The sequence below is a fragment of the Haloarchaeobius pelagicus genome, from assembly GCF_051207375.1.
Classification (GTDB): Archaea; Halobacteriota; Halobacteria; order Halobacteriales; family Natrialbaceae; genus Haloarchaeobius.
On the sequence record NZ_JBPJZD010000001.1, the window covers coordinates 1,197,657 to 1,221,256 of the forward strand.

At 65.9% G+C, this 23,600-nt stretch carries 25 protein-coding genes; 10 read left to right on the forward strand and 15 right to left on the reverse strand.

Annotated elements, in window-relative coordinates; genetic code table 11:
• Positions 1-27 precede the first annotated feature (27 nt).
• The 3 genes from ACSC1S_RS06290 (at position 28) to ACSC1S_RS06300 (ending at position 4,377) form a co-directional block, all read left to right on the forward strand.
• On the forward strand, positions 28-714 hold the full coding sequence (locus tag ACSC1S_RS06290; protein WP_435363613.1) for a PHP domain-containing protein: 687 nt from the start codon (positions 28-30) through the stop codon (positions 712-714).
• Positions 711-1,790 (forward strand): asparagine synthase C-terminal domain-containing protein, encoded by a 1,080-nt coding sequence (locus tag ACSC1S_RS06295; protein ID WP_435363614.1) that lies wholly within the window; start codon positions 711-713, stop codon positions 1,788-1,790. Before ACSC1S_RS06290 ends, ACSC1S_RS06295 begins: the two co-directional genes overlap by 4 nt.
• A gap of 418 nt (positions 1,791-2,208) precedes the next feature.
• Positions 2,209-4,377, forward strand: coding sequence for an RICIN domain-containing protein (locus ACSC1S_RS06300; RefSeq protein ID WP_435363615.1), 2,169 nt, complete (start codon positions 2,209-2,211; stop codon positions 4,375-4,377).
• A gap of 288 nt (positions 4,378-4,665) precedes the next feature.
• Here the strand turns inward: ACSC1S_RS06300 and ACSC1S_RS06305 are convergent, their stop codons facing one another.
• A complete protein-coding gene (locus ACSC1S_RS06305; protein ID WP_435363616.1) occupies positions 4,666-5,136 on the reverse strand; it encodes an NUDIX hydrolase in 471 nt (156 codons plus the stop codon).
• A 98-nt stretch (positions 5,137-5,234) separates the two neighbouring features.
• Here ACSC1S_RS06305 and ACSC1S_RS06310 point away from each other — a divergent pair, with 98 nt between their 5' ends.
• A complete protein-coding gene (locus ACSC1S_RS06310) occupies positions 5,235-5,684 on the forward strand; it encodes a hypothetical protein (RefSeq protein ID WP_435363617.1) in 450 nt (149 codons plus the stop codon).
• An 18-nt stretch (positions 5,685-5,702) separates the two neighbouring features.
• Here the strand turns inward: ACSC1S_RS06310 and ACSC1S_RS06315 are convergent, their stop codons facing one another.
• The gene (locus ACSC1S_RS06315; protein WP_435363618.1) at positions 5,703-6,674 is read right to left on the reverse strand and encodes a transcription initiation factor IIB; all 972 of its coding nucleotides are present in this window, start codon (positions 6,672-6,674) and stop codon (positions 5,703-5,705) included.
• 273 nt (positions 6,675-6,947) lie between these two features.
• On the opposite strand from ACSC1S_RS06315, the gene gatC reads away from it, so the two are divergent.
• The 3 genes from gatC (at position 6,948) to ACSC1S_RS06330 (ending at position 9,077) form a co-directional block, all read left to right on the forward strand.
• Positions 6,948-7,226: an Asp-tRNA(Asn)/Glu-tRNA(Gln) amidotransferase subunit GatC gene (gene gatC, locus ACSC1S_RS06320; protein WP_435363619.1), complete on the forward strand. Its 279-nt coding sequence runs from the start codon at positions 6,948-6,950 to the stop codon at positions 7,224-7,226.
• Complete coding sequence (gene gatA, locus ACSC1S_RS06325; protein ID WP_435318031.1) at positions 7,223-8,488, forward strand: Asp-tRNA(Asn)/Glu-tRNA(Gln) amidotransferase subunit GatA; 1,266 nt, start codon at positions 7,223-7,225, stop codon at positions 8,486-8,488. Before gatC ends, gatA begins: the two co-directional genes overlap by 4 nt.
• A gap of 175 nt (positions 8,489-8,663) precedes the next feature.
• Positions 8,664-9,077 carry a DUF8048 family protein gene (locus ACSC1S_RS06330; RefSeq protein ID WP_435363620.1) on the forward strand — a complete coding sequence of 138 codons (414 nt, stop codon included), beginning with the start codon at positions 8,664-8,666 and terminating at the stop codon, positions 9,075-9,077.
• Between the two features lie 39 nt (positions 9,078-9,116).
• Here ACSC1S_RS06330 and ACSC1S_RS06335 read toward each other — a convergent pair whose 3' ends face one another.
• Together ACSC1S_RS06335 and ACSC1S_RS06340 are read right to left on the reverse strand one after the other, a co-directional pair.
• Positions 9,117-9,467, reverse strand: a complete 351-nt coding sequence (locus ACSC1S_RS06335; protein ID WP_369684406.1) for a helix-turn-helix transcriptional regulator — start codon at positions 9,465-9,467, stop codon at positions 9,117-9,119.
• Positions 9,468-9,521: 54 nt separating this feature from the next.
• Positions 9,522-10,268: an NRDE family protein gene (locus ACSC1S_RS06340; protein WP_435363621.1), complete on the reverse strand. Its 747-nt coding sequence runs from the start codon at positions 10,266-10,268 to the stop codon at positions 9,522-9,524.
• A 73-nt stretch (positions 10,269-10,341) separates the two neighbouring features.
• Between ACSC1S_RS06340 and ACSC1S_RS06345 the strand changes: the two genes are divergently transcribed.
• A complete protein-coding gene (locus ACSC1S_RS06345; protein WP_261650959.1) occupies positions 10,342-10,806 on the forward strand; it encodes a phosphopantetheine adenylyltransferase in 465 nt (154 codons plus the stop codon).
• 19 nt (positions 10,807-10,825) lie between these two features.
• Here ACSC1S_RS06345 and menE read toward each other — a convergent pair whose 3' ends face one another.
• From menE to ACSC1S_RS06370, 5 genes are all read right to left on the reverse strand, one after another.
• Entirely contained in the window at positions 10,826-12,337 is a 1,512-nt protein-coding gene (gene menE / locus ACSC1S_RS06350; RefSeq protein WP_435363622.1) for an o-succinylbenzoate--CoA ligase, read from the reverse strand.
• On the reverse strand, positions 12,334-13,374 hold the full coding sequence (menC, locus tag ACSC1S_RS06355; protein WP_435363623.1) for an o-succinylbenzoate synthase: 1,041 nt from the start codon (positions 13,372-13,374) through the stop codon (positions 12,334-12,336). The genes menE and menC overlap by 4 nt, the downstream gene beginning before the upstream one ends.
• Positions 13,374-14,348 (reverse strand): 1,4-dihydroxy-2-naphthoate polyprenyltransferase, encoded by a 975-nt coding sequence (locus ACSC1S_RS06360; RefSeq protein ID WP_435363624.1) that lies wholly within the window; start codon positions 14,346-14,348, stop codon positions 13,374-13,376. The genes menC and ACSC1S_RS06360 overlap by 1 nt, the downstream gene beginning before the upstream one ends.
• 60 nt (positions 14,349-14,408) lie before the next feature.
• Positions 14,409-14,978 (reverse strand): hypothetical protein, encoded by a 570-nt coding sequence (locus tag ACSC1S_RS06365; RefSeq protein ID WP_435363625.1) that lies wholly within the window; start codon positions 14,976-14,978, stop codon positions 14,409-14,411.
• 132 nt (positions 14,979-15,110) lie between these two features.
• A complete protein-coding gene (locus ACSC1S_RS06370) occupies positions 15,111-15,380 on the reverse strand; it encodes a DUF7571 family protein (RefSeq protein ID WP_435363626.1) in 270 nt (89 codons plus the stop codon).
• 117 nt (positions 15,381-15,497) lie between these two features.
• Between ACSC1S_RS06370 and ACSC1S_RS06375 the strand changes: the two genes are divergently transcribed.
• A complete protein-coding gene (locus ACSC1S_RS06375; RefSeq protein WP_435318039.1) occupies positions 15,498-15,704 on the forward strand; it encodes a cold-shock protein in 207 nt (68 codons plus the stop codon).
• A gap of 120 nt (positions 15,705-15,824) precedes the next feature.
• Here the strand turns inward: ACSC1S_RS06375 and ACSC1S_RS06380 are convergent, their stop codons facing one another.
• A complete protein-coding gene (locus ACSC1S_RS06380; protein ID WP_435363627.1) occupies positions 15,825-16,718 on the reverse strand; it encodes a 1,4-dihydroxy-2-naphthoyl-CoA synthase in 894 nt (297 codons plus the stop codon).
• 74 nt (positions 16,719-16,792) lie between these two features.
• Entirely contained in the window at positions 16,793-17,428 is a 636-nt protein-coding gene (locus ACSC1S_RS06385; RefSeq protein ID WP_435363628.1) for a LysE family translocator, read from the reverse strand.
• A 124-nt stretch (positions 17,429-17,552) separates the two neighbouring features.
• Between ACSC1S_RS06385 and ACSC1S_RS06390 the strand changes: the two genes are divergently transcribed.
• Entirely contained in the window at positions 17,553-18,482 is a 930-nt protein-coding gene (locus ACSC1S_RS06390; RefSeq protein ID WP_435363629.1) for a J domain-containing protein, read from the forward strand.
• Here the strand turns inward: ACSC1S_RS06390 and ACSC1S_RS06395 are convergent.
• The 4 genes from ACSC1S_RS06395 to ACSC1S_RS06410 are packed head-to-tail and all read right to left on the reverse strand — an operon-like array spanning position 18,466 to position 23,580.
• Positions 18,466-19,746: an outer membrane protein assembly factor BamB family protein gene (locus ACSC1S_RS06395; protein ID WP_435363630.1), complete on the reverse strand. Its 1,281-nt coding sequence runs from the start codon at positions 19,744-19,746 to the stop codon at positions 18,466-18,468. The genes ACSC1S_RS06390 and ACSC1S_RS06395 overlap by 17 nt on opposite strands.
• Positions 19,747-19,806: 60 nt before the next feature.
• Positions 19,807-21,576, reverse strand: coding sequence for a 2-succinyl-5-enolpyruvyl-6-hydroxy-3-cyclohexene-1-carboxylic-acid synthase (gene menD / locus ACSC1S_RS06400; RefSeq protein ID WP_435363631.1), 1,770 nt, complete (start codon positions 21,574-21,576; stop codon positions 19,807-19,809).
• Entirely contained in the window at positions 21,573-22,919 is a 1,347-nt protein-coding gene (locus ACSC1S_RS06405; protein ID WP_435363632.1) for an isochorismate synthase, read from the reverse strand. The genes menD and ACSC1S_RS06405 overlap by 4 nt, the downstream gene beginning before the upstream one ends.
• 58 nt (positions 22,920-22,977) lie before the next feature.
• Entirely contained in the window at positions 22,978-23,580 is a 603-nt protein-coding gene (locus ACSC1S_RS06410; RefSeq protein WP_435363633.1) for a sulfite oxidase-like oxidoreductase, read from the reverse strand.
• Positions 23,581-23,600: the final 20 nt, after the last annotated feature.

A 23,600-nucleotide genomic window follows, 5' to 3' on the forward strand; every position in this document is an offset into this window, starting at 1 on the left:
TTGACCCACCCACCATTACCACCACCCGTGCTATCGGTCGAGTTGCACTGCCACTCTGCGCTCTCGTACGACGGTCACGACCCTGTAGACCTGCTCTTGCAGCAGGCCGCAGCGGTCGGCCTCGACGCACTGGCAGTGACCGACCACGACGAGATCGACGCGAGCCTGGAGGCCGTTCGGAAGGCCCCGGAGTACGGGCTCATCGGGATTCCCGGGATGGAGGTGACGACTGGCGCAGGGCACGTACTCGCCCTGGGTGTCGAGGAGAAGGTGCCGATGGGGATGCCCTTCGACGAGTCACTCGACTACATCCGTGAGCGAGGGGGTATCGCGGTCGTTCCCCACCCGTTCCAGGAATCACGGAGTGGCGTCATGGAGAACATCACCCGCGAGGAGCTGGCGACCGCCGACGCCATCGAGGTGTACAACTCGCGATTGCTGACCGGTCGGTCGAACCGACAGGCGAAACGTTTCGCCGAGGATTACGGGCTCCCGATGACGGCCGGGAGTGACGCCCACATCAGCGAGATGGTGGGCCAGGCGGTGACGCGTGTGGGCGCGAACGAGGAGAGTTCTGACGCCATCCTCGAGGCGATTCGTGAGGGGCGCACGTCCGTCGAAGGCAAGCGGACGCCGTGGCGAATCAGCTTCCAGCAGGCGGCCAGCGGCGCGAAACGCCGCGTGAAGAACCGGCTGCAGGAGTTCCTCCTGTGACGCTCCAGGGGACGGACCCCACCGTCGTTCGCCGCGCCATCGAGACTCGTGACCCACTCCCCGGGACCGCCGGGTTCGCCGGTTCGGTCGACGGCGAGTTCGTGCGGGACGTACTCGGGCGGTACCCGCTGTTCTGCGATTCCGAGACGGATGACTGGGCGTTCGACCCGGGCGAACTGGCCTCGCCAGAGCGGGTCGAGCCAGGGACCCATGTGACAGCAGACGGCGAGCAACGGCAGTGGGCGCTCCCTACTCCTGTCCCGGTGACAGACAGACGTGCAGCCGTCGCCAGGGTCCGGGATGCGATTGCAGAGAGTGCCGAAACACTCCCGGACGACGGTCGGACGGCGGTCGCCTTCTCCGGTGGTGTCGACTCCGCGTTGGTCGCCACACTGGTCGACGGGCCGTGTTACGTGGTTGGCTTCCCGGAGAGCCACGACGTGACCCAGGCGCGACGCGCCGCGGCCGCGATGGACGTCGACCTGACCGTCGTCGAGTTGACGCCCGAGCGGCTGGACGCGGCGGTTCCGACCGTGGCCCAGGCGATCGGGCGGACGAACGCGATGGACGTCGGCATCGCCCTGCCGCTGTATCTGGTGGCCGAGCGCGTCGCCGCCGACGGCTTCGACCGGCTGGCGGTCGGACAGGGCGCGGACGAACTGTTCGGTGGGTACGCGAAGGTCGCGAAGGCACCGGACGACCCACGGGTCGAGGCCTCGACGGTGCGTGGGGCGGCCCGCGAGATGATGGGCACGCTGCCGAACCAGCTCGAACGCGACGTGCTCGCGCTCCGCGACGCGGGTGTCGAACCGGTCGCGCCGCTGTTGCACGACTCGGTGGTGGATGCGGCGCTCAGACTGCCCGGCGAACTGCTCGTCGACGAGCGGGGCGAGCGCAAGAAGGCGCTTCGGCTGGCGGCGCGGGAATGGCTCCCGGATACGGTCGCGTTCCAGGAGAAGAAGGCGGTGCAGTACGGGAGCCTGGTGGCGCGAGAACTCGACCGGCTCGCCAGACAGGCCGGGTTCAAGCGCCGGATGGACGACCACGTGACGCAGTACGTCGAATCGCGGCTCTGACCTGCGCCGGGAACCGACTGGGATGCTCGAAAGACGCTGGCAAAGATGGTCGACTGGTCGCTGGTGAATCGCTGGTTAGCGTCGGTTTCGACCGTCAGAACTAGGCGTAAAGCGCGGGAAACCACCGATGTCCATGTCGAAGCTCTCCCGCTCCACGGAGAGTCATCACGATAGCTAACAGGGGACGTAACCTCATTGCGTCCCCCCCTAACATGTGTCTCTCCCCCCCCAACTTGGTTGTACCCCCACGTAACGGAATACAATCATCATTGGTGGCTGTTTACTTTGAGCTACAGTCATGGTGAAAAATGACGACCCAGGTGGAGATGATGAACGGCGGGCAACTAGTACGGAAAACCGGAACCGAACGCTGAATCGACGTAACTTATTGAAGGGTACTCTCGCAGGAGTAACCTCGATGACGGGGCTCACGGCGTTCAGTGGGTCCGCGGCTGCGACCAGTCCTGATAAAACTCCTGGTACTTTCTGTGATTTAGGTGATGTTGATGCGCCGAGCAGCTTCCCGATGATCGAGAACAAAGGGACTGGCGAAGACCCTAACGTAGAGACTACCGGAAATTTCCCAGAGGGACCGTCGGAATTGACAATTTACATCGGTGGATGGCACAATTATGACGAGGAAGCTGCATTTGAGGCCAAATATCGGCTCGACCAGGAGAATTACCCGCATCCGGTAGTCGGGTACAAGTGGGAAGCTGATGGATGGTGGATGGACGGTATGGATGCTAGCAAAGGAGTAGGAAGGATTCTCGGTGACTGGCTGGACGGATATATGGACACCAATCCAGACACCGACATCAATATAATTGGTCATGGGATGGGTGCACGCGCTTCGCTGACGTGTCTCGAAGAGCTTCGGCAACAAGGCAAGAAAATCCAGACATTGGCACTGTTCGGTGCGGCCGTAGATGCTGACGCGTGCTCGAAAATACCCGAATGGGGGATTTTCGGAGGGGACATACAAGTCGGCGAGTGGTACGGTGCGGTCGATAATGCGGTTGAGTCAGCGTATAATTTCTACAGTCTTCGCGACGGATTCCTCGGAAAATTCTACGGTGACATGACCCTCGACCTTGCCATGGGCCATGGAACGATTGGTGACACGCCGTCCAACTTAGAGGAAATCGATGTAACCGACGTCGTGAGTTCTCACTGTGGCTACTCCACCTCCCAGGTGATGTTCAAAGTCAAGAAGCTCTTCGAAGGTTTGCCACTTGGGATACGAACTATCGACGAGGAGATCTATAAGATCATCAACGTCAGGTCGGGGAAGGCACTGGACGTAGCGGACTTCGCCGACGACAACGGCTCGAACATCCACACGTGGGACTACCACGGCGGTGAAAACCAGAAGTGGAAGGTCGAATACCAGGGGGATGGCAAGTATAGTCTCATCGCACAGCACAGCGGGAAGGTCGCGGACGTAGCGGGCTTCTCGACGGACAGGGGTGGAAACATTCATCAGTGGGAGTGGAATGGGAATGACGCCGAAAACCAGAAGTGGGAGATCCATCCTCAAGATAGCGGTGACTATCGGATTGTCAATGAACACAGTGGTATGGTTATGCAGGTCCCTGTTAACTCAACCGAGAACGGCGAGAATGTCGAACAGATGGACTGGTTCGACTACGCCAACCAGCGGTGGCGGATCAGACCCACCGGAAAAAAATCCGTCCAAGAGGGTGAATACAAGATAGTCAACGTCAAGTCGGGGAAGGTACTGGACATAGAGAACCTCAGCGACGACAACGGCGCGAACCTCCACCAGATGGAGTACAGCGGCGGGGCGAACCAGCGGTGGCAAGTCGACTACCTCGGTGACAGCCAGTACCGGTTTGTCGCCAAGCACTCCGACAAGGTCTTCGACGTTAAGGACGAATCCAAAGATAACGGCAAGACCATTCATCAGTGGGAGTGGGAGGACGACGCCAACCAGAAATGGTACATCGACCCGCTCGGTGATGACGAGTTCCGGATTCGCAACGTCAACTCCAATAAGGTCGTGGATGTCGAGGGTGCCTCAACCGGGGATGGCGCTGATATCCAACAGTATGACTGGCACGGTGGTGACAACCAGCGCTGGAAGCTCGTGTTCGCTGACCAAAAGCCCATCGAGGAAGGACTCTACAAGATTGTCAACGTCAACTCGGAGAAAGTCCTCGACATCGATGGGACCTCGTCGGACGAGGGTACCAATATTCTCCAGTGGGGTTGGGCCGACGCCCCCTGGCAGAAATGGCATATCGACTACCTCGGTGATGGTGAGTACCGCATGGTGAACGACTACACTAACAAGGTCGTTGATGTCGAGGACACGCTTGACTGGTTCGACGATTATGACAATGACCTCAACGGTACGACTATCCATCAGTGGGGCTGGCACGGCGGAGACAGCCAGCGATGGTATTTCTACGACGTCGGTGATGACGAGTATCGCATTCGCAATGCCAACTCTAACAAAGTCTTGGAAGTCGAGGATTACTCGACCAGCTCTGGCGGTGACGTCCAACAGTATGACTGGCGCGATAATGTCAACCAGCGCTGGCGTCTGGTGAGACTTGAGTGACCGCCTCCCACGTCGCCGGACTGCGTTGGCGGGCACACCAGAAGTCTCCGACTTCTGAGCCCGTTCGCAAGACCGCAGGTCTTGCGCGCATCCGGCCGTGGTGAATCGGCAGACGTAGCGCTTTTTCACTGTTTCACTGCCTGCGTGGAGAATATAGCGATCCTCGTATTTACGCGGGAAACGATTCGCGGAACCAAAACGTGCGTTCGACCGGTTCGCCCTATTATAAGATAATTCCAATTAATTAGCTGCCATGTCTGGGGAGCTGTTGTCTCCATCGATTCGCATTCAGCCGCCGACCGTCTCGATGGCGCGCTGGCCGATCTCGACCACGTCCGGTTCCAGCCAGCCCGCTGCGTCGCGGAGGTCGTCCGGGGTGAACCACTCCCAGGCGTCGGCTGGCGTCTCACCCGGCGCGGGGTCGAGGTCGCGAGAGGCGGCCTCGCCGTAGTAGATGTGGTCGACGTGCTGGTGGCCGACCTGGCCGTCGCAGACGTTGATGTCCTCCAGGAGCAAGTGCTGTGGGCGCGGGATGGACCGGACGGTGTCGGACTCGATGTTCCCTTCCGGGGCGACGAGAGTCACGTCGAGGCCGGTCTCCTCGCGGGTCTCCCGCAGGGCGGCCTCGTGGGGCGTTTCGGCCCGGTCGACGTGGCCACCCGGCGGGAGCCACATGTCGAGCTTCTCGTGTTCGTGGAGCAGCGTCGCACCGTCGTGGACCACGTAGACGGTCGCGACGAAGTGGCGGGTCGTCTCCATGGCGGAACGGTCCGACCGGGTGGGCTTGTAGGCGTCGGTCCCGGGTCCCGGTGTCCCGTGACGGAACGCCTTTATCGCCGTGGCCCGGCGATTCGAACGTGCGATTTCGGTACCTCTACGCGGTCGGGGCGGCAGTCCTCCTCCTCGGCGTGGTCATCGTCGGGGTCGGGCTGACGACGCCCGAGGAGTGCGACGTGGACTACGCTATCGACGTCAACCGGAGCGTCGCCGACGACCGGCCCGTCGTCGAAGCCGGGAACCTGTCCGGGCCGGTCCAGCAGGCGGTCCAGACGGTCGTCGAAGAGAACCGGACCGCGTTCGTCGAACCCGAGCAGTACCGGGAGGAGCTGGCGAACCGGACCGTGCAGTACGAGGGCGAACTGTACCCAATCGACGGAACGCCGGTCGAGAACTGTGCCGGCGGGCGCGACGACCTGTTCATCCTCGTGGGGTTCTGGGTCGCGGTGTTCGGGACGGTGGTGCTGTCGCTGGTCGGGTTGTACGATTACGGAAAAGACCGGTTCCGGACTGACGCCGACTATCGGTGACGCAGTGGCGCGCTCGAGTTAGAGGGGCTGTTCGGCCTCGAGCAGTTCGTGGTACCGGTTGCGGATGGTGACCTCCGAGATGTTCGCCACGTCGCTGACCTCGTTCTGTGTTACCTTCTCGTTGGCCAGCAGCGAGGCCGCGTACACCGCGGCCGCGGCGAGTCCGACCGGTGACTTGCCCGAGTGCAGCCCCTGCTGTTTCGCCGTCTCGAGGAGCTGGCGGGCCCGTCGCTCGGCCTCGTCGGAGATACCGAGTTCGCTGGCGAAGCGCGGCACGTAGCTCACGGGGTCTGCGGGCTGTATCTCCAGGTTGAGCTCCCGGACGACGTAGCGGTAGGTGCGGGCTATCTCGTCGCGTTCGACGCGGGAGACGTTGGTCACCTCGTCGAGCGAGCGCGGGGTCCCCGCCTGGCGGGCGGCTGCGTACAGCGAGGCCGTCGAGACACCCTCGATGGACCGGCCGGGGAGGAGGTCCTCGGCGAGTGCGCGGCGGTAGATGACCGAGGCGGTCTCGCGGACGTTCTTCGGGAGGCCCAGCGCACTTGCCATGCGGTCGATCTCGCCGAGCGCCTGCTTCAGGTTGCGCTCCTTGGAATCGCGGGTCCGGAACCGCTCGTTCCAGGTACGAAGCCGCTTCATCTTCTGGCGCTGGTTGGAGCTGAGCTGGCGGCCGTAGGCGTCCTTGTTCTGCCAGCCGATGTTGGTCGAGAGGCCCTGGTCGTGCATCATGTTGGTCGTCGGGGCACCGACCCGGGACTTCTCGTCTTTCTCCTTCGAGTCGAACGCGCGCCACTCCGGCCCGCGGTCGACGTTGTCCTCTTCGACGACCAGCCCGCAGTCGGTACAGACCGTTTCGCCGTGTTCGCTGTCGGCGACGAGCTTCCCGCTGCACTCGGGGCAGACCGTTTCGGTCTCCTCTGTCTCTGTCGTCTCTGTTCTGCTCGCTCGGCTCTCGTCTGTCTGTTGGCGTCGGATACTCGTGTCAGTCATGGTGGGGGATGTCAGCGAATGGGGTCGAGAACGGGCGCTTGTAGTATCTGTTGTGTGCTCGGCGACTTAAGTTCTTGGGCCAAAACAGTTAGGGGAAATGCACTATTTTTCTGTGAATTAGAAACCAAGGTTCGTGAAAGCGGTAACGACGGGGGGATATGATAGAACGAAGAACTAGTTGTCTGTTCTTCTCCGGGTCGCTCGTGATGGTCGAACCGTCGTCTCCGCCCCCGTATCGAAACCCTTACTCGGGCGAACCCAGTCTGGTCGACCATGAGCGACACGTCCGCCAGTCCAGAGGATGTCCGGCACGTCGCGGACCTGGCACGCGTCGACCTCGAAGCCGACGAGGTCGACGAGTTCGCCGAGCAGTTCGCGGACATCCTCGAGTACTTCGACGCACTCGACGAGGTACCCGAGGTCGAGCACGAAGCCGACCTTGTCAACGTCATGCGTCCCGACGAGGAACGCGAGTGCCTCAACCGTGAGGACGCGCTTCGTAACGCCGAGGAGACCGAAGACGGCTTCTTCAAAGGACCGAACGTCTCATGAGCCAGATCTTCATCACCGAGGAGACCATCGAGGGCGCGGACGAGGGCCCCCTCGCCGACCGTACCGTCGCCGTCAAGGACAACATCTCGACCGAGGGCGTCCGGACCACCTGTGGCTCCGCGATGCTCGACGACTACGTCCCGCCGTACGACGCGACCGTCGTCTCCCGACTGAAGGCGTCAGGCGCGACCATCGTCGGGAAGGCCAACATGGACGAGTTCGGGATGGGCACGACCACGGAGACCTCCGCGTTCGGCCCGACCGAGAACCCCGCCGCCGAGGGCCGCGTCCCCGGCGGGTCCTCGGGTGGCTCCGCCGCTGCCGTCGCCGCGGGCGAAGCCGACCTCGCACTCGGCTCCGACACCGGTGGCTCCATCCGCTGTCCCGCCGCGTTCTGTGGCGTCGTCGGCATCAAGCCGACCTACGGGCTGGTCTCGCGCTACGGCCTCGTCGCCTACGCGAACTCCCTGGAACAGATCGGTCCCATCGCCCCCGACGTGGAATCCGCCGCCGAACTCCTCGACGTCATCGCGGGTCCCGACGACCGCGACGCGACGACCCGTGACGAGGGTGCGGACTCGGACTACGCCGCCGCGGCCGACGGCGACGTGGACGGCCTCCGCATCGGCGTCCCGACCGAACTCGTCGAGGGTGCCGACGAGGGCGTCAAGGAGCAGTTCTACGCCGCCCTCGACGAACTCGAGGCCCAGGGAGCCGAGTACCACGAGGTCTCCCTGGAGTCCGTCGAGTACGCCGTGCAGGCGTACTACGTCATCGCGATGTCCGAGGCGTCCTCGAACCTCGCCCGGTTCGACGGCGTCCGCTACGGGCATTCGGGTGGCTACGACGGCAACTGGAACGAGGTCTTCGGCAAGGCCCGCGAGGAGGGCTTCGGCCCCGAGGTCAAGCGCCGTATCCTCCTGGGCACGTACGCCCTCTCCGCCGGCTACCACGACAAGTACTACAAGAAGGCGCAGGACGCACGTGCCTGGGTCGAACAGGACTTCGACGCGGCCTTCGAGGACGCCGACGTGCTCGCCTCGCCCACGATGCCCGTCCCGCCGATGAAACTCGGCGAGTCTCTCTCGGACCCGCTGAAGATGTACCTCGCCGACGCCAACACGGTGCCGGTGAACCTCGCTAACCTGCCGGCCATCTCCGTGCCTGCGGGCGAGACCGACGGCCTCCCCGTCGGCCTCCAGCTCGTCGGCAAGCAGTTCGACGAAGAGACCATCATCCGGGCCGGCAGCGCGCTGGCCTGAGCCGGTCTCGACCCACGGTCTACAGGGGGGGGACCGAGTGCTTCGGGCCTCGACCCCGGGCGGTTCACGTTCTTCCATTCCTGCCTGGATACGAAAGTAACCACAACAGTTATGCGGATATTTGCCATACAATCGATAACTACTGGTCGACGACGGGTGACCGGGGGATCTACCGATGCGAATAGCCAAAGACACAGAGGTCGAGTTCGACGAGTTCTCCAGAGCCTGTGACCTCGTCGAGGACTACTACGGCGACCTCATCGACGAGGTGGCCCTCCACGCGCCGGTCTCGCGCCGCCAGCTCGTCGCGGTCCTCGCACGGGCACAGCTGTCGGGGCGCGGGCTCGGCCCGGACACACTGACCGAACAGGGAGAAGAAGTGTTCCAGTCGAACGACGAGACGCTGTTCTGGCTCGACGGGTCGTTCTGGCGACGGCTCCGCGAGAACCACAATCTCAGTCCCGACGAGGGCCGGGCAGCCCGCGAGGTTCACCGCCGGATAATCGAAGCTATCGACGGTGACGTCGGGTACTACAACCGGGAACGCGACCCGTTCGTGCTGATCGAACGAGCACACCCGACTGCCTGAAACGGATCGGAAACCGGAGAACTGGTTCTGCTGTCTTCGCTACTGGTACGCGAGGTTCATTATCCACTGCGTGAAGGCGTCGCTCTGCGGGTCGGCCTCCTCCTCACCGATGAACGGCGAGAGCATGTCACCGGCCATGAGCAGTGAGAACTCGAGGTCCGCGGCGACCGGCTGGATGAAGTACGTGTTGTGACCGTTGTAGACGGTCTCCTCACGGTCGACGAGCTCCTTCGCGACGAGGGATTCGACGATGCGCGATCCCTTGCGCGAGGAGACGTCGAGCTGTTTCCAGAAGTCGCTCTGGTGGATACCGCCGGTCTCGCGGACGAGTTCGAGGCCAGCCAGCTCCTCCTCTGTGAGGTCCTCCTCGGCGACGCTCACTGCGAACACCCCCGTGTCGTCGTAGGCATGGCTATCACATCCGTAACACGTGTGTCTACTCGCTTAAAACTGCCCTTCGAGGTCCACCGGTTCGTGTTCCGTTTCGCACGGGGGGCCGTCGGCCCAGCGGTAGTCGATGGTGTCGCCGAGCACGATGAGCGAGGACGAGCGAGTGCCGAACCGGCCGTCGGGGTCGTGGACGCAGACACCGAAGTCGTGGTCACCGAGGACGGCCGCGGCACGCTCGCGCCACTCGAACGCCGTCTCACCGTCGCGGGGGTGGAGTTCCGCACGGACGGCCCGGGCGTTGTCCGCCTGCTGGCGTGCGATGTCGGCCCGGTGCGTCGGAATCTCGAAGCTGTCGTCGGCACCGGTGTTGACGACGACGTGGACACCGGGGTCGAGCGCCGTGGTGGTGAGCTCGCCGTCCCACTCGAACAGGAAGGCGTCGTCGGGGTCCGCGACGACGAGGTTGAAGCCCTGGTACTCGTGGTCGGCGACGGCGGCCTCGACGAGGTCCCTGACGGCCGTGGCACCCGGTTGTCGAAGGGCATCACGGACGAGTAGGCCGCGAGAGCGCTCACCGGCGAGGTCGGCGTCGACCCAGCGGTTCGTCACGCCGACGAACAGGTTCTGGTCGGTGCAGCCGATCCAGGTGCCACCGGCCTGCTCGTCGCGGGGGGCGACGACGACGGGGTCTCTCTCGACGACGCTCGGGGGGCGTGCCGGCCGCGACAGCAGTTCGTCACGGTTCGCCGCCACGACGACGGGTTCGTCGAACACACGCCAGGCGATGGTGAGGGTACACACGGCCCCTGCTACGGCGGGAGACGACAAAAACGCCCGGTAGCTGTATGTCGTTGCACTCCCTACAGAACGTGTTATGCGAGTTGCCGTCGCGGGTACGTTCGGACCGGTTCACGATGGCCACCGACGACTCTTCGAGACCGCACTCGAACTGGGGACCGATGGCGTCGTGGTCGGACTGACGAGTGACGCGTTCGCGTCGGAGTCCCGGGACCGGGACGTCCCGTCGTTCGAGACACGCGAGCGAGTGCTCAAGCGCGAACTCACCGATATGAACCTGTGGGGCCGCCCGATAGAGATACGGAAGATCGCGTCCGAGGACGCCTTCGCCGCGACCGAACAGGACCTCGATGCCCTGGTCGTTTCGCCGGAGACGTACCCCGAGACCGAGGAGATCAACGAGACTCGCCGCGAGAACGACCTGAACCAGCTCCTCGTGGTCGTCTCCCCGTTCGTCCGCGACGCCGACGGTGAACGGCTCTCGTCGACCAGAATCGTCGAAGGTGAGGTCGACGAACACGGCGCAGCCGCGCCATCATAGGGCCCGTTTCTGGAGCGCGTCAGTCACCGAGGAGCCCGCGGACCGCGTCCCGGTCGACGGTTCCGGACGCGGTTCGTGGGAGTTCGTCCGCGAAACCAACCGTTTTCGGCACCTCGTGGGGTGCGAGTCGGCCCTTGCAGTGTGCTTCGATGTCCTCGCCGGTTACGGTCTCGGCTGCACCCGTGACGACCAGCGCGGCGACCCGTTCGCCCCACTCCTCGTCGGGGAGCCCGACGACCGCGACGGCACTAACCCCGGGATGGGACCGAATCGCCTCCGCGACCACCGAGGGGTCGACGTTCTCGCCGCCAGTGACGATGCGGTCGTCGACGCGCCCGGTGACCCACAGGCGTCCCGCGTCGTCCTGGTACCCAACGTCGCCGGTGTGGAAGCCGTGCTGTGAGAATGCCGTCTCGGTCTGTTCGTCGTCGAGGTAGCCCGGCGTCACGGTCGGGCCGTCGACCACGATCTCGCCCACCTCGCCCGTCATCACGGAATCACCCGCGTCGTCGAGGACCCTGACGGTGGTGGTGACGAGCGGTTGGCCGACGGTACCCGGATGCTCGCGGGCCTGTTCGGGGGTGGCAGTCGCTATCTGCGATGCAGCTTCCGTCATGCCGTAGGTGGGGTACACCGGCACGTCGTGGTCGGCACACCGGTCGAGCAGGGCCTGGGAGGCAGCCGCCCCGCCGAGCAGCACGAATCGCAGCTGCGCTGGCGGCGACCAGCCGTCGTCGAGCAGTCGCCGGAGCATCGTCGGGACGAGCGAGACGCCCGTCACATCGTGGGTCTCGATGACCGCGGCGGTCTTCGCGGGGTCGAACTCGCGCTGGAGAACGGTGCCCGTGCCATAGAGCGTCGCCCGGACGAACGGGGCGAGGCCGCCCATGTGGTACGTCGGAAGGCAGACGAGCCAGCGGTCGCTCCGGTCGATTCCCAGTCGGAAGGCCGACCCGACGGCGCTCTCGACCAGGTTCCCGACCGTCAGGCGGACGCCCTTCGGCCGGCCGGTCGTCCCCGACGTGAACAGCAGCGCCTGCTCGTTCGTCTTCGAGAGCGGATAGGGAATCGCGACGGCCGAACTCCCGTCGTCGAGGGCGTCGACCGCCGCCAGCGTCGGCTCGTCCACGCTGACAGTCGGGACGTCGTCTGCCGATTTCGCGACGGTCTCGAAGGCCCGCCGTTCCGTCTCGCGCCCACAGACGAGCACCCGGCAGTTGGCGCGTTCGAGCTGCGCCGCGAGTTCGTCGGCCGGCCGGTTCGGGTCGAACAACACCACGGAACTCGCCCGGCGCATCGCCGCGAAGAACACCAGCGGAACCGCGACGCGGCGGTCGAGCAGGAGCCCGACCCGACCGTCGCCGGGGTAGTCGTCGAGCCGGGCGGCCAGGTCGTGGACCCGGTGATGCAACTCGCGGAACGTCCACGACTCGCCCGTGTCTGCGTCGACCAGGGCGGTCCGTTCCGGTGTCGTGCTGGCGCGAACTGTCAGGAGGTCAGCCGTCGGCCACTCGACCGGGACGCCACTCACTCGTCCCACACCCCGCGGACGCCGAGGCCGGGACCGTCGGGCACCCGGATGGTGCCGTACTCGACCGGGCAGGGGTCCGGGCCGACGTCGGTCGAGAGCCACTCCGCGGTCGCGAGCCCGCTCGGGAGCACGCCCGGGAGCGAGGCCGCGAGGTGGACCGCGGCGGTCCTGGCGACGACGGCGTCGATGGTGGTCGTGACGACCGTCGCGACCTGTGCCTCCTGCGCGGTGAGGGCGGCCTGTCTCGCCTGTTCGACGCCGCCGAGGGCCATCGGTTTGAGCACCACGACGTCGGTCGCGTCGGCGTCGAGGACGGCCTCGACGGAGTGGCTCGCGAGGGATTCGTCGAGTGCCACCCCGACCGACCCGGGTCGGTCCCTGAGTGCAGCGTGCCCGGCGAGGTCGTCGGGGTCGAGGGGCTGTTCCACGAACTGGACACCGGCGTCGTCGAAGGCGTCGAAGGCGTCCTCGGCCTGTGCTCGGGTCCACGCGCCGTTCGCGTCGGCACGGATGGTCACAGCGCTCCCAACAGCCTCGCGGACCGCGACGACGCGCTCGATATCCGTCTCGAGGTCACGAGCGCCGACCTTGAGCTTCACGCAGTCGAAGCCCTGTTCGGTGGCCGATTCGGCCGCAGCGGCGGTATCCTCGGGCGCGGCGTCACCGACCGTCGCGTTCACGGGCACCACGTCGCGGGTCGCACGCCGGCCGAGAATCTTGTACAGGGGCCGGTCGTGCTGTTTCGCCCGGAGGTCGGCCAGGGCGAGCGAGATGCCGTGTCTGGCGGCCGGGTTCGCGGCGAGGTCCTCCCGGAGCGCGGCCTCCTCGTTGCGGATACGTTCCGTGGCGTCGGCCAGGGCGGCGCGACACTCCGCCAGCGACTCGGTCCAGCCCGGCAGGGGCATCGCCTCGCCCAGGCCGACGTGGTCGCCATCGCTCACCCGGACGAGGATGCCCTCGCGTTCGGTCATCTCGCCATTCGCGGTGGCGAGGGGGCGAGACAGCGAGACCGAGAACTCGCGCGTGTCTGCCTCCATCAGACCACCCCTCCGAGCAGGTCGGGCAGTACGAAGCCGATACCGAACAGGAGGGCGTAGAGCGCGAGCAGCTGGCCGACCTGTTCGAGCGCCGGGTTCAGGGCCGCGCCGTCGGTCCGGGTGAGTACCGTCTTCGTGACGGTCGCCGCGAGGGGCAGCGAGAGCAGCGGCACCAGCACCGTCGCGGGCGTGTCGAACCCGAGGACGAGGACGACCGGGGTCAGGTACGCGATAGCCAGCATCGCGAGGAACTCGGCGCGGGCGAGCCGGTAGCCGAAGGCGACCGCCAGCGTCGTCTTCCCCGTTCTGGAATCCTCCTCCCTGTCGCGGACGTTGTTCACGACGAGGATGTTCGTCGAGATCGCCGCGATTGGGAGGCTGGCGAGCAGTGCGAGAGACAGGTCCGGGAGCGGCGGGAGGCCGGTCGCCAGCGGGCCGTAGCCGGGGGTCGCGGCCGCGGCCTGCACGTAGTAGGTTCCCGTGACGGCGACCAGGCCGAAGAAGACGAAGACGAACAGGTCACCGAGACCGTTGTAGCCGAGGGGGTACGGACCGCCGGTGTAGGCGACGCCCGAGGCCACGCTCACGAGGCCGACGACGAGGATGGGAATCCCGCCGACCCACACCAGGTAACTGCCCGTGACGATGGCGACCGCGAAGGTCACGACCATCGCCCGTTTCACCTCGTCAGCGTCGATGAGCCCGGACTGGGTGACCCGGGTGAACCCCTGTCTCTCCTCGGTGTCCGCGCCCTGTTTCGCGTCGTAGTAGTCGTTCGCGAAGTTCGTCCCCACCTGGATGAGCGCCGCCCCGACGAACGCCATCACCGCCGGGAGGGCCGCGAAGACGCCGCTGTAGTAGGCGACGGCCGTGCCGACGATGACGGGGGCTGCAGCCGCCGGAAGCGTCTGGGGCCGGGCGGCCATCACCCACGCCTTCGTCTTCGAGATGTTCGCAGTCGCCGTGTCAGTCATTACCGGCAGTTAGGGCGACGATGAAAAAGCCGCTGTGGTTCGGGAGGGCGGAGTGCGGGGTCAGGCCCCGGTCATCGTGCCGTCGTCGTCCGCGGGCTGGCCGACGGGGAAGTCGAATCGAACCCAGTCGGTCCAGACGAGTTCGCCGTCTTCGTTCTGGCAGGGACGGTCGATGTCGGGGTCGTACTCGCCGTTCTCGTTCGTGTCAACCACGGCGACGACCGCGACCTCGTGCTCGCCGGAGCGGTCACCGATGGGGACGGCGGCCCCGTCTGCCGTGACGGCGTTGCCCTCGAACCGGACGTGGTCGACCCCGAGCACTGTCCCCTCCTCGAAGGCGACGAAGAGCATGCTCGTGTTCGCCGGGACCGTCCAGCCGACGTGGACGTTCCCCTGCGTCCAGAGCTGTGCTTTGTCGCCCGTGCCCCAGTAGCTCACCCAGACCTGCTCGCAGGTGGTCGGCTCCGCGAGGGTATCGGTCAGGGACGAGGCGGTTCCGGGACCGGTCGTCGTGTCCGTCGTCGTCGGTTCTGCTGTGTCGCCTGGTCCACCCGTTCTCTCCAGCTGGCCGACGCAGCCGCCGGAGAGCACGAGGATGCAGGCACAGAGGGCGGCAAGTTGGGTTCGCATACCAGTCGCACAGAACAGGCCAGACGGGGTAAGGATACGTCAAGGTGAAAGAACGATTGCAGTCGTCCCGACCCGGAGCGGCCGCTCGAACGACGAGTCATAGGAAGAAAGCCGTCGAGCGCCCGGAGTCCCTCAGCGGGAGATGCGGGTACGATTCCAGCCGGGGTCCTCACCAGTCCGTTCGATGAGGTCGGCCCGGCAGGCCGGGCAGTAGTCGGGGGTCCCAGATTCAGTTCCGGGGACGTAGACCGCGCCGCCACATTCCACGCACGCATCCGTGACGATGGTTACACAGTCCGCACAGAGGTTGAAATCGTCGACTGTGAGGTCGCGCAGGGGTTCGAGTTGTTTATCCAGGATGTACTCGTCGATGACCGCCTGACAGCTGTGGCACGGTTTCATAGCGATGCAGGCTGTGCAATGTGACCGTGTCACAAATACTTGTCCCCCGCGACAACGGGCCGTGGTACCTTGACCCTCGCAAGTGTTATCCGCGTCTCGCCACTGTGTCTGCTTACAATGGCAAAAGGTAAGGTTGATTTCTTCAACGACACAGGCGGCTACGGTTTCATTTCGACTGACGACGACTCTGTTGACGACGACGAGGACGTTTTCTTCCACATGGAGGACGTCGGCGGTCCGGACCTCGAAGAGGGCCAGGAAGTTGAGTTCGACATCGAGTCCTCCCCCAAGGGACCGCGCGCGTCGAACGTCACTCGACTGTAATATCGGCTCGTACCCGTCACCTCGCGTGACGGCCCTCGATTCCGTTCTTTCGAAGCACTACACCCGCCAGCGAGCGCTCGGCCTGTCGCGACCCCACAGTTCGGCCGACCGGTCAGGCTCTCAGTAGTGCCACTCGTAGTCGTCGAAGTCCGGGTCGCGCTTCTCGACGAACGCGTCCCGTCCCTCCTGGGCCTCGTCGGTCATGTAGCCGAGGCGCGTCGCCTCGCCCGCGAAGACCTGTTGCCCGATCATGCCGTCGTCGGTCATGTTGAAGGCGTACTTGAGCATCCGCATCGCGGTGGGTGACTTGTTGTTGATGGTCTCGGCCCACTCCAGCGCCGTCTCCTCCAGTTCCTCGTGGGGAACCGCCTCGTTCACCATCCCCATATCTGCGGCCTCCTCGGCGTCGTAGGTCTTCCCGAGGAAGAATATCTCGCGAGCCTTCTTCTGCCCGACCTGCTTCGCGAGGTAGGCCGAGCCGAAGCCGGCGTCGAAGCTTGCCACGTCGGGGTCCGTCTGGAGGAACTTCGCGTGCTCTTTCGAGGCGATGGTCATGTCACAGACGACGTGGAGTGAGTGGCCACCACCGACCGCCCAGCCGGGGACCACGCAGATGACGGGCTTGGGGATGTGGCGGATGAGCCGCTGGACTTCGAGGATGTGCAGGCGGCCCGATTTCGAGGCGGACTCCTTCTCGGCATCGTCGCCCTGGTACTCGTAGCCCGCGCCACCTCGCACGCGCTGGTCGCCGCCGGAACAGAACGCCCAGCCGCCGTCCTTGGGCGAGGGACCGTTTCCGGTGAGGAGCACGCACCCCACGTCGGTCTGGCGCTTGGCGTGGTCGAGCGCCTGGTACAGTTCGTCGACGGTCCCGGGCCGGAAGGCGTTCCGGACCGCGGGCCGGTCGAAGGCGATGCGGACCGTTCCCGAGTCGACGGCGCGATGATAGGTGATGTCGTCGAAATCGAGGTCGATCTCGTCCCAGGCCTCGGGGTCGAAGAGTTCGGAAACCATTGTCCGAGACTCCGAAGGGCGCGCAAAAATAGGTTCCCGTCCCGCCGTGACCCGCGGCTTGCACTCCGCCGGTCTCAGCCGTGGTGCCCGTCGAGCACCAGCAGCGCCGCGAATCCGACGAGAACGGTGCCACTGACGGCACGAAGGACCCGGGGAAGCCGCTCCGACCGAGCGACCACGCGCCGGGCCTGGCTGGCGAAGACGGCCAGTAGCCCGAGGTAGACGAGCCCGAGCGCCGCGTAGACGACGCCGAGCAGGAGCATCTCACCGGGCGCGTCGGTGCCGGCGGGCACGAACTGCGGGAGGAACGCGAGCACGAACACGGCGACCTTCGGGTTCGAGACGTTCACCGCGAGCGCCTGCCGGAACGCTCTGAGCGGTGAGCTATCGGCCGGGACGGCCTCTGCGGACACCGCGAACTCCTCGTCGTCGCGCAGGGTCTGCACCCCGAGGTAGACCAGGTACGCCGCCCCAACGTAGGTGACAAGGCGGTACGCGAACGCGGACGTCTGGAGCACCACGGAAAGCCCCGCGACCGCGGCGAGCGTGTGTAACAGCACCCCCGTCGCCGTGCCACAGGCTGCGGCCAGTCCGGCGCGGCGACCCTCACCGAGCCCGCGGGCCAGCACGACCATGGTGTCCGGGCCGGGCGCGAGTACGATGGCGAGGGCGGCCGGGACGAACGCGAGGAGTGTCGAGACAGCGAGCACGGGTGCTCGATTCGTGGGCAGGCCCTTCAGTCTGCTGTCGCGTTGCCGCCCTCGACGTCCCACCCGCACGGCAGTAGGGTTTTTATCAGGGAATCGCAAATGTCAGGGTACGATAGTTGACCGCATGACGGAGACGTTCTACGATGTCCTCGGTGTTGCACCCGACGCGGACCAGGGCGCGATCCGCGACGCCTATCGCGAACGCGTCAAGGAGACGCATCCAGACCTGAACGACGCCGAGGATGCGGCCGAAGCGTTCCAGCGCGTCGCTGAAGCCGAGGAAGTCATCGGTGACCCCGACGAACGCGCCCGCTACGACCGCCTCGGTCACGCCGCTTACGTCTCCAGCTTCGGCGGCCCGGGCGGCCTCGGCAGACAGGCTCGTGACAGTGCCACCGAGGACCCGGCCGACGACGACCAGAACGACGGCTACCAGAGCCGCAACCGCCGACAGGAGTATCCCGGCTCCGACCGGCGAGCCGCCCACTCAGGCAACGAGACCAACCGCAGCTACTACGTCGGCGACGACAGCAAGGAGGCGAGCGCCGACGGGGGGTCGACCGGGAGCGCCGCCGAGTGGTTCGTCGGCGAGAAGCGCCAGCAGGGCACCCGGACCAACACGAACACCAGACGCGAACACGTCGCCGAAGACGAAGAAGACGACGAGTGGGACGGGTTCTCGGTCCACGACTGGGACGACGACGAACTCGACCCGGACGCCGGTCGGGTCAGCCTCTCACAGAACACGCTCGTCATCGTCGCGGCGACCTTCTTCATGTACCCATTCATGGCGTACACCACGGTCGCGCCCAACGTCGGCCTGGTCGTCAACGTCACCATCGGTGCCTGTATGCTGTTGCTCCTGCTGTACCTGCTGACCATCCCTCACGTCTCCGTCTTCGGGTTCGCCGCCCTCAGCGTCGTGGTCCCGCTCGGCCTGATGAGCATCGGCGTCTCGCTGGCGTCCCTCCAGAGCCTGTTCGTGGTCGGGGCGGTGTGGATTCCCTTCGGCTACGCGATGCTGTTCGCGAAGGTCCTCAGTTCCCCGTCGTGAAGGCGTGCAGCGTCCCATCGCCGTCGCCCACGAAGATCCAGTCGTTGGTGACGAGCGGGCCACAGCGCGTTCGGGAGCGGGTGAGTCCGAGTTTGTATCTGACATCGCCGTTGCTGCGGTCGTAGGCGACCAGTAGTCCTGAATCGTCGGCGGCGAAGACGCTCTTCTGGGTGGCGACGACGTTGGAGACGACCGAGCCAGTGCCGCCGCGGCCTTCCCACTGTTGCTCGCCCGTCGCGTGGTCGAACGCGAGAATCTGTCCCCCGTCGTTGCCGACGTACACGTTCGAATCGGTGACTGCCGGTGCCGGGTTCATCCCGCCGTTCGTCGTCGTCTGCCACTCCTCTCGACCCGTTTCGGCGTCGATAGCGTAGACGACGCGATTCTCGCAACTGACGTAGACGGTGCCGTCCCGGTAGACGGGCTCACCGATGACGTAATAGTGCGCTCCACTGCCGTCATCTTCGTTTATCTGGTAGGCCCACTGCTGGTTCCCGGTCGCAAGCTCCAGTGCATAGATCTTCGACGGGCGGTCCCGCGGCCGGTCAGCGACGTAGACTGTGCCGTTTGCGATAGCCGGGGCTGTGTCGACCGAGACCCCCGAGAGTGCCGACCACTGGCCGTCCCCGGATTCCGCGTCGAGCGCGATGACCCCGTCGTCGGTCCCCGCGACGACAGTGCCCCCGGCAACCGTCACCCCGTTCGGGCGTCCGCTTGATGCCGACCAGTCCAGCCCCCCGGAATCGGCGTCGAAGGCCTTCACGCTCCCGTAGTCCGCTCCGTAGACGAGTCCATCCTCGACGCTCGGTGAGACCCGGCCGGCACTGGACGTGGACCATAGCTCCTTCCCCTTCCGGGCATCGAACGTGGTGAGTCCATCTGCCGCAACGTACAGTATCCCATCGATAAGCGCTGGAACGGTTCTGACCGCATCCGAAAACGAGTGTGTCCACACCTCTTCGGGCTTCTCGGTCGGTCCCGAGACACCGTAGAATCCGGTGTTCGCCGCGTCGTACGCGAACGACCGGCTGAGCCCGGTGACCGGCGGTCCCTGCGGCGGCGTTTCGGTCTGGGTCTCAGTTTCCGTCGCCGTGGCGGTCGCAGTTTCGGTCTCCGTTTCGGTCGCCGTCATCGTCCCCGTCACCGTATTGGTCCGTGTTGGTCGAAGTGTTCGTGTCTGCTGCGAACCCGCCTCCTGCAGCCGCAGACAGCCAGCGCCAGTCAGCGCACTCGCCAGCGCAGCGAGCGCTTCTCGTCGTTGCATGCACTCGACATACGAATCGGTCCTAATAGTTCGTCTGGCAGGATTATTGACAGCAACGCATCACAGCTGGTCCACGACCGCCTCTCGCACCCGTTCGCGCTCCCGATGGTTCGCTTCGGAATCGAAGCCGACCTCGACGACGGTCGTCCCGTCGCTCGCCAGCGCATCCTGGTACGCCGACTCGAACTCCCCGGGCGCAACCCGGCGGAAGTCGAGGTCGTACAGCTCTCCTGTCGGTTCGAAGTCCAGCCCGTGGGGCGTCTTGAACTGCTCGGTGAAGGGCGGCTCGAACTCCTCGATGGGGAGGAGGTGGAAGATGCCGCCGCCGTCGTTGTTGATGCAGACGATGGTGGCGTCCACGTCACAGCGCGAGAGCGACAGGAGGCCGTTCATGTCGTGGTAGTACGCGAGATCGCCCGTGACGATGACAAGCTCGTCGTCGGTGGCCGAGCCCGCGCCGAGGCCGGTCGAGAGGATGCCGTCGATGCCGCTCGCGCCGCGGTTCGCGAGGACCGTCAGGTCGGCTTCCCGGGGCCGCCCGAAGCGGTCGGCGTCCCGGATGGGCATGGAGTTGGAGACGAAGACGGTGGCCGGGTCGGGGGCGGCCGCGAAGACGGTTCCGAGGACCGAACCCTCCAGAGGGCCGCGGTCCAGCTCGTCGGCCAGGAGCGACCAGTAGCTGGATTCTACGTCCTGTAGCCGGTCGCGGAAGGCGGGGTTGCCGGGGGATTCGACAGCGTCCGCGAGTGCCCGGGCCGTCTCACCCGGGTCCGCGACCACGAGGTCGGAGCAGACGAACTCGGCGTCTCGCCACTCGCCTGCCGGGTCGACCAGTACCTGTCTGGCTCCGGAATCCGCGAGAGCCTTCCGGACCGGTTTCGAGGTCATCGACGCACCGAATCGAAGCACGAGGTCGGGGTCGAGGTCGAGCGCCGAGAGGTAGCCGTCGTACCCGCCGAGGACCGGCACGTCGGCGACGTGCGGGCCGAACCGCAGGCCTGAGAGCGGGTCCGCCAGGAGTGGGAAGCCGGTCTCGCGGGCGAGGGTTGCGATGGCTTCGGGTGTCGCGTCCGCGACAGCTGGGTCTGCCGGGCCGGCGAGGATGAGCCCGGTTTCGGCCGCGTCGACGGCCGATGCGAGGGTCGCGAGGTCTGGTTCAGCAAGCGACGGCCGGCCCTGCAGGCGCTCCACGTATGGTCCACCGGGCCGGCCAGCCGAGGCACGCTCGTCGCCGCCGTCCCAGTCTTCGGGCACATCGCCGGCCACCTCGACCGGTTCCAGCGGTTTCCGGAAGGGGCAGTTGAGGTGGACCGGGCCCATGGGAGTTCCCGCTGCCTCCGCGATAGCTCGGGCCGCGTCGGTCCGGAGGCGGCGGAGCTTCCGGGGTGTCGCCTCGGGCTCGGGCAGGTCGCGGTACCACCGGACGGAGGTACCATAGAGCTTCTCCTGGTCGATGGTCTGGTTCGCGCCGGAATCACGGAGTTCCGGCGGGCGGTCTGCCGTGAGGACGAGGAGGGGAACCCGTCCCTGGCTGGCCTCGATGACCGCCGGATGGAAGTTCGCGGCAGCGGTGCCGGAGGTACAGACGAGCGCGGTCGGTTCGCCGGTTCGCCGCCCGCGGCCGAGTGCGAAGAAGGCCGCAGACCGCTCGTCGAGGTGTGAGAACACCTGCACGTCGTCGTGGGCCGCGAAGGCGACCGTCAGTGGGGTCGACCGGCTCCCGGGCGCGATGCAGACTCCCGAAAGGCCGCCGGCGACGAGTTCATCGACGAGCGTCTCGGCCCAGAGCGTGTTGCGGTTCGGGTACTCGGAGAGGTCTTCGCGGGTCATTCGAGTTCGTCGAGCAGCGGGCGGTACTTCAGCTGAATCTCGTCCCACTCCTCCTGTGGGTCCGAGTCGGCGACGATGCCGTTCCCAGCGAACAGGGTCGCGTTCCGGCCACCGGCGACGCCCGAGCGGATGCCGACGAGGAACTCGCCGTCGCCGTCACCGTCGAACCAGCCGATGGGGGCGGCGTACCAGCCGCGGTCGAAGGTCTCGACGTCGCGGATGGTCTCGGCGGCGGTTTCGGGCGGGAGTCCGCCGACCGCCGGGGTCGGGTGCAGCGCCTCGACGATGTCGAGGACGTGCCCGTCGGTGTCGAGATCGGCCGTGATGAGGGTCTGGAGGTGCTGGATGTTGTTCAGCTTGCGGACGGTCTGTTCGCCCTCGGTCACGTCACCGAGGGGTGCGAGTTGCTCGCAGATGGTGTCCACGACGAGGCGCTGCTCGTGCTGTATCTTCTCGGAATCGACGAGCGACTGCGCGAGGGTCTCGTCGGCCTCGGGGGTGCCGCCCCGGCCGACCGACCCGGCGAGTGCTTCCGTCAGGACCCGCCGTCCCGATTTCTTCACGAGGCGTTCCGGGGGTGCGCCGAGGAAGCCAGCCTCGTCCGTGGGTTGGACGAGGAACCGGTAGCAGTTCGGGTACGTGCGCCGGAGGCGTTCGAGCACGTCCGGAAGGTCCACCTCGCCCGCGAGGCCGACCTCCAGCGCGCAGCCGAGGACGACCTTCCGGAGGTCGCCTGCTCGGATACGGCCGACGGCGTCCTCGACCTGTTCGGTCCAGACCTCCTTCGGTGTGGTTCGACGGGTCGACAGCACACCCGGACTCCCGCCGCGGGGCCGCATCGCGGGGAGGTCGGTGACCGCGTCGGCGGCCCGGTCGAGCTGGGCCTCGACGCTCGCGGGGTCGACGTGTTTCCCGTACCGATTGACCGTGAGCCACGTGCCGTCCTCGGTCCGGGTGAGCTGGACCTCGGGGAGGAGGAACTCGGCCGCGCCGAACCCGGCCCAGGTGTCTGTCGGCTCGTGGTCGTCGCTGAAGGCGAATCCGCCGACCAGCCTGGGCCGCGGCGCGTCCGTGTTCGTGCAGTCCGCGTCGTCGAAGAGCGTCTCGGCGCTCGCGCGGATGCTCGCGAAGCGGTCCGGCCCGCTCGCGGTCAGGCGGGCGGCAGCGCCCGCGCCGGCGAGTTCGAGGCCCTCGAAGTTGGCCCAGTGGAGCCGCGGGGGTTTGCGTGACGCGAGGAACGCCCGGTAAGAGACGTCGTCGATGGGGCGACTCCGGCTGACGAGCACGCCGTCGGTTCCCACCGCCGGTGCCGTCACCGTGCCCTCGCTACGCGCTCGTTCCATTGGCGTAGACTCAGGAACACGTCTGCTAAAAGGTGTCCATCCGATTCAAGCGCGGGACTTAACTGTAGCGCTCCTCGTTCCAGGGGTTCGCGCTGTCGGAGTAGCCACGAAGCTCCCAGTAGCCGCGCTCGGGTTCGGTGAGGAACTCGATGCCGTCGACCCACTTCGCGCCCTTGTAGGCGTACCGGTGGGGCGTGACGACCCGAAGCGGCCCACCGTGGTCGCGGGGCAGGGGCTCGCCGTCGAAGTCCCACGCGAACAGGACCTCCTCGCGCATGCACTGGTCGAGGGGCAGGTCAGTGGTGTAGTCGTCGAGCCCGGAGAACATGACGTGACAGGCGTCGTCGTCGACACCCGCCAGCTCGGCGAGGGTGGGGAACGAGACGCCCGTGAACTCGCAGTCGAACTTCGACCAGCCGGTGACGCAGTGAAAGTCCTGTTTCTGGGTGACGCTCGGGAGGTCCTGGAACTCCTCCCAGGTGAACGAGAGTGGCTCGTCGACCGCGCCGGTCACGGTGAACTCCCACGTTTCGGGGTCGAACGGGGGCGTCCCGCTCTTCGAGAGCACCGGGAACTTCGAGGTCTCGCGCTGGCCCGGGGGGAGCCGGTCCGACCCGAACTCCTCGTAGAGGCCGGTAACGTCCTGCGTTGTCATGGTCATTCATGTGGTCTCCGGGATTG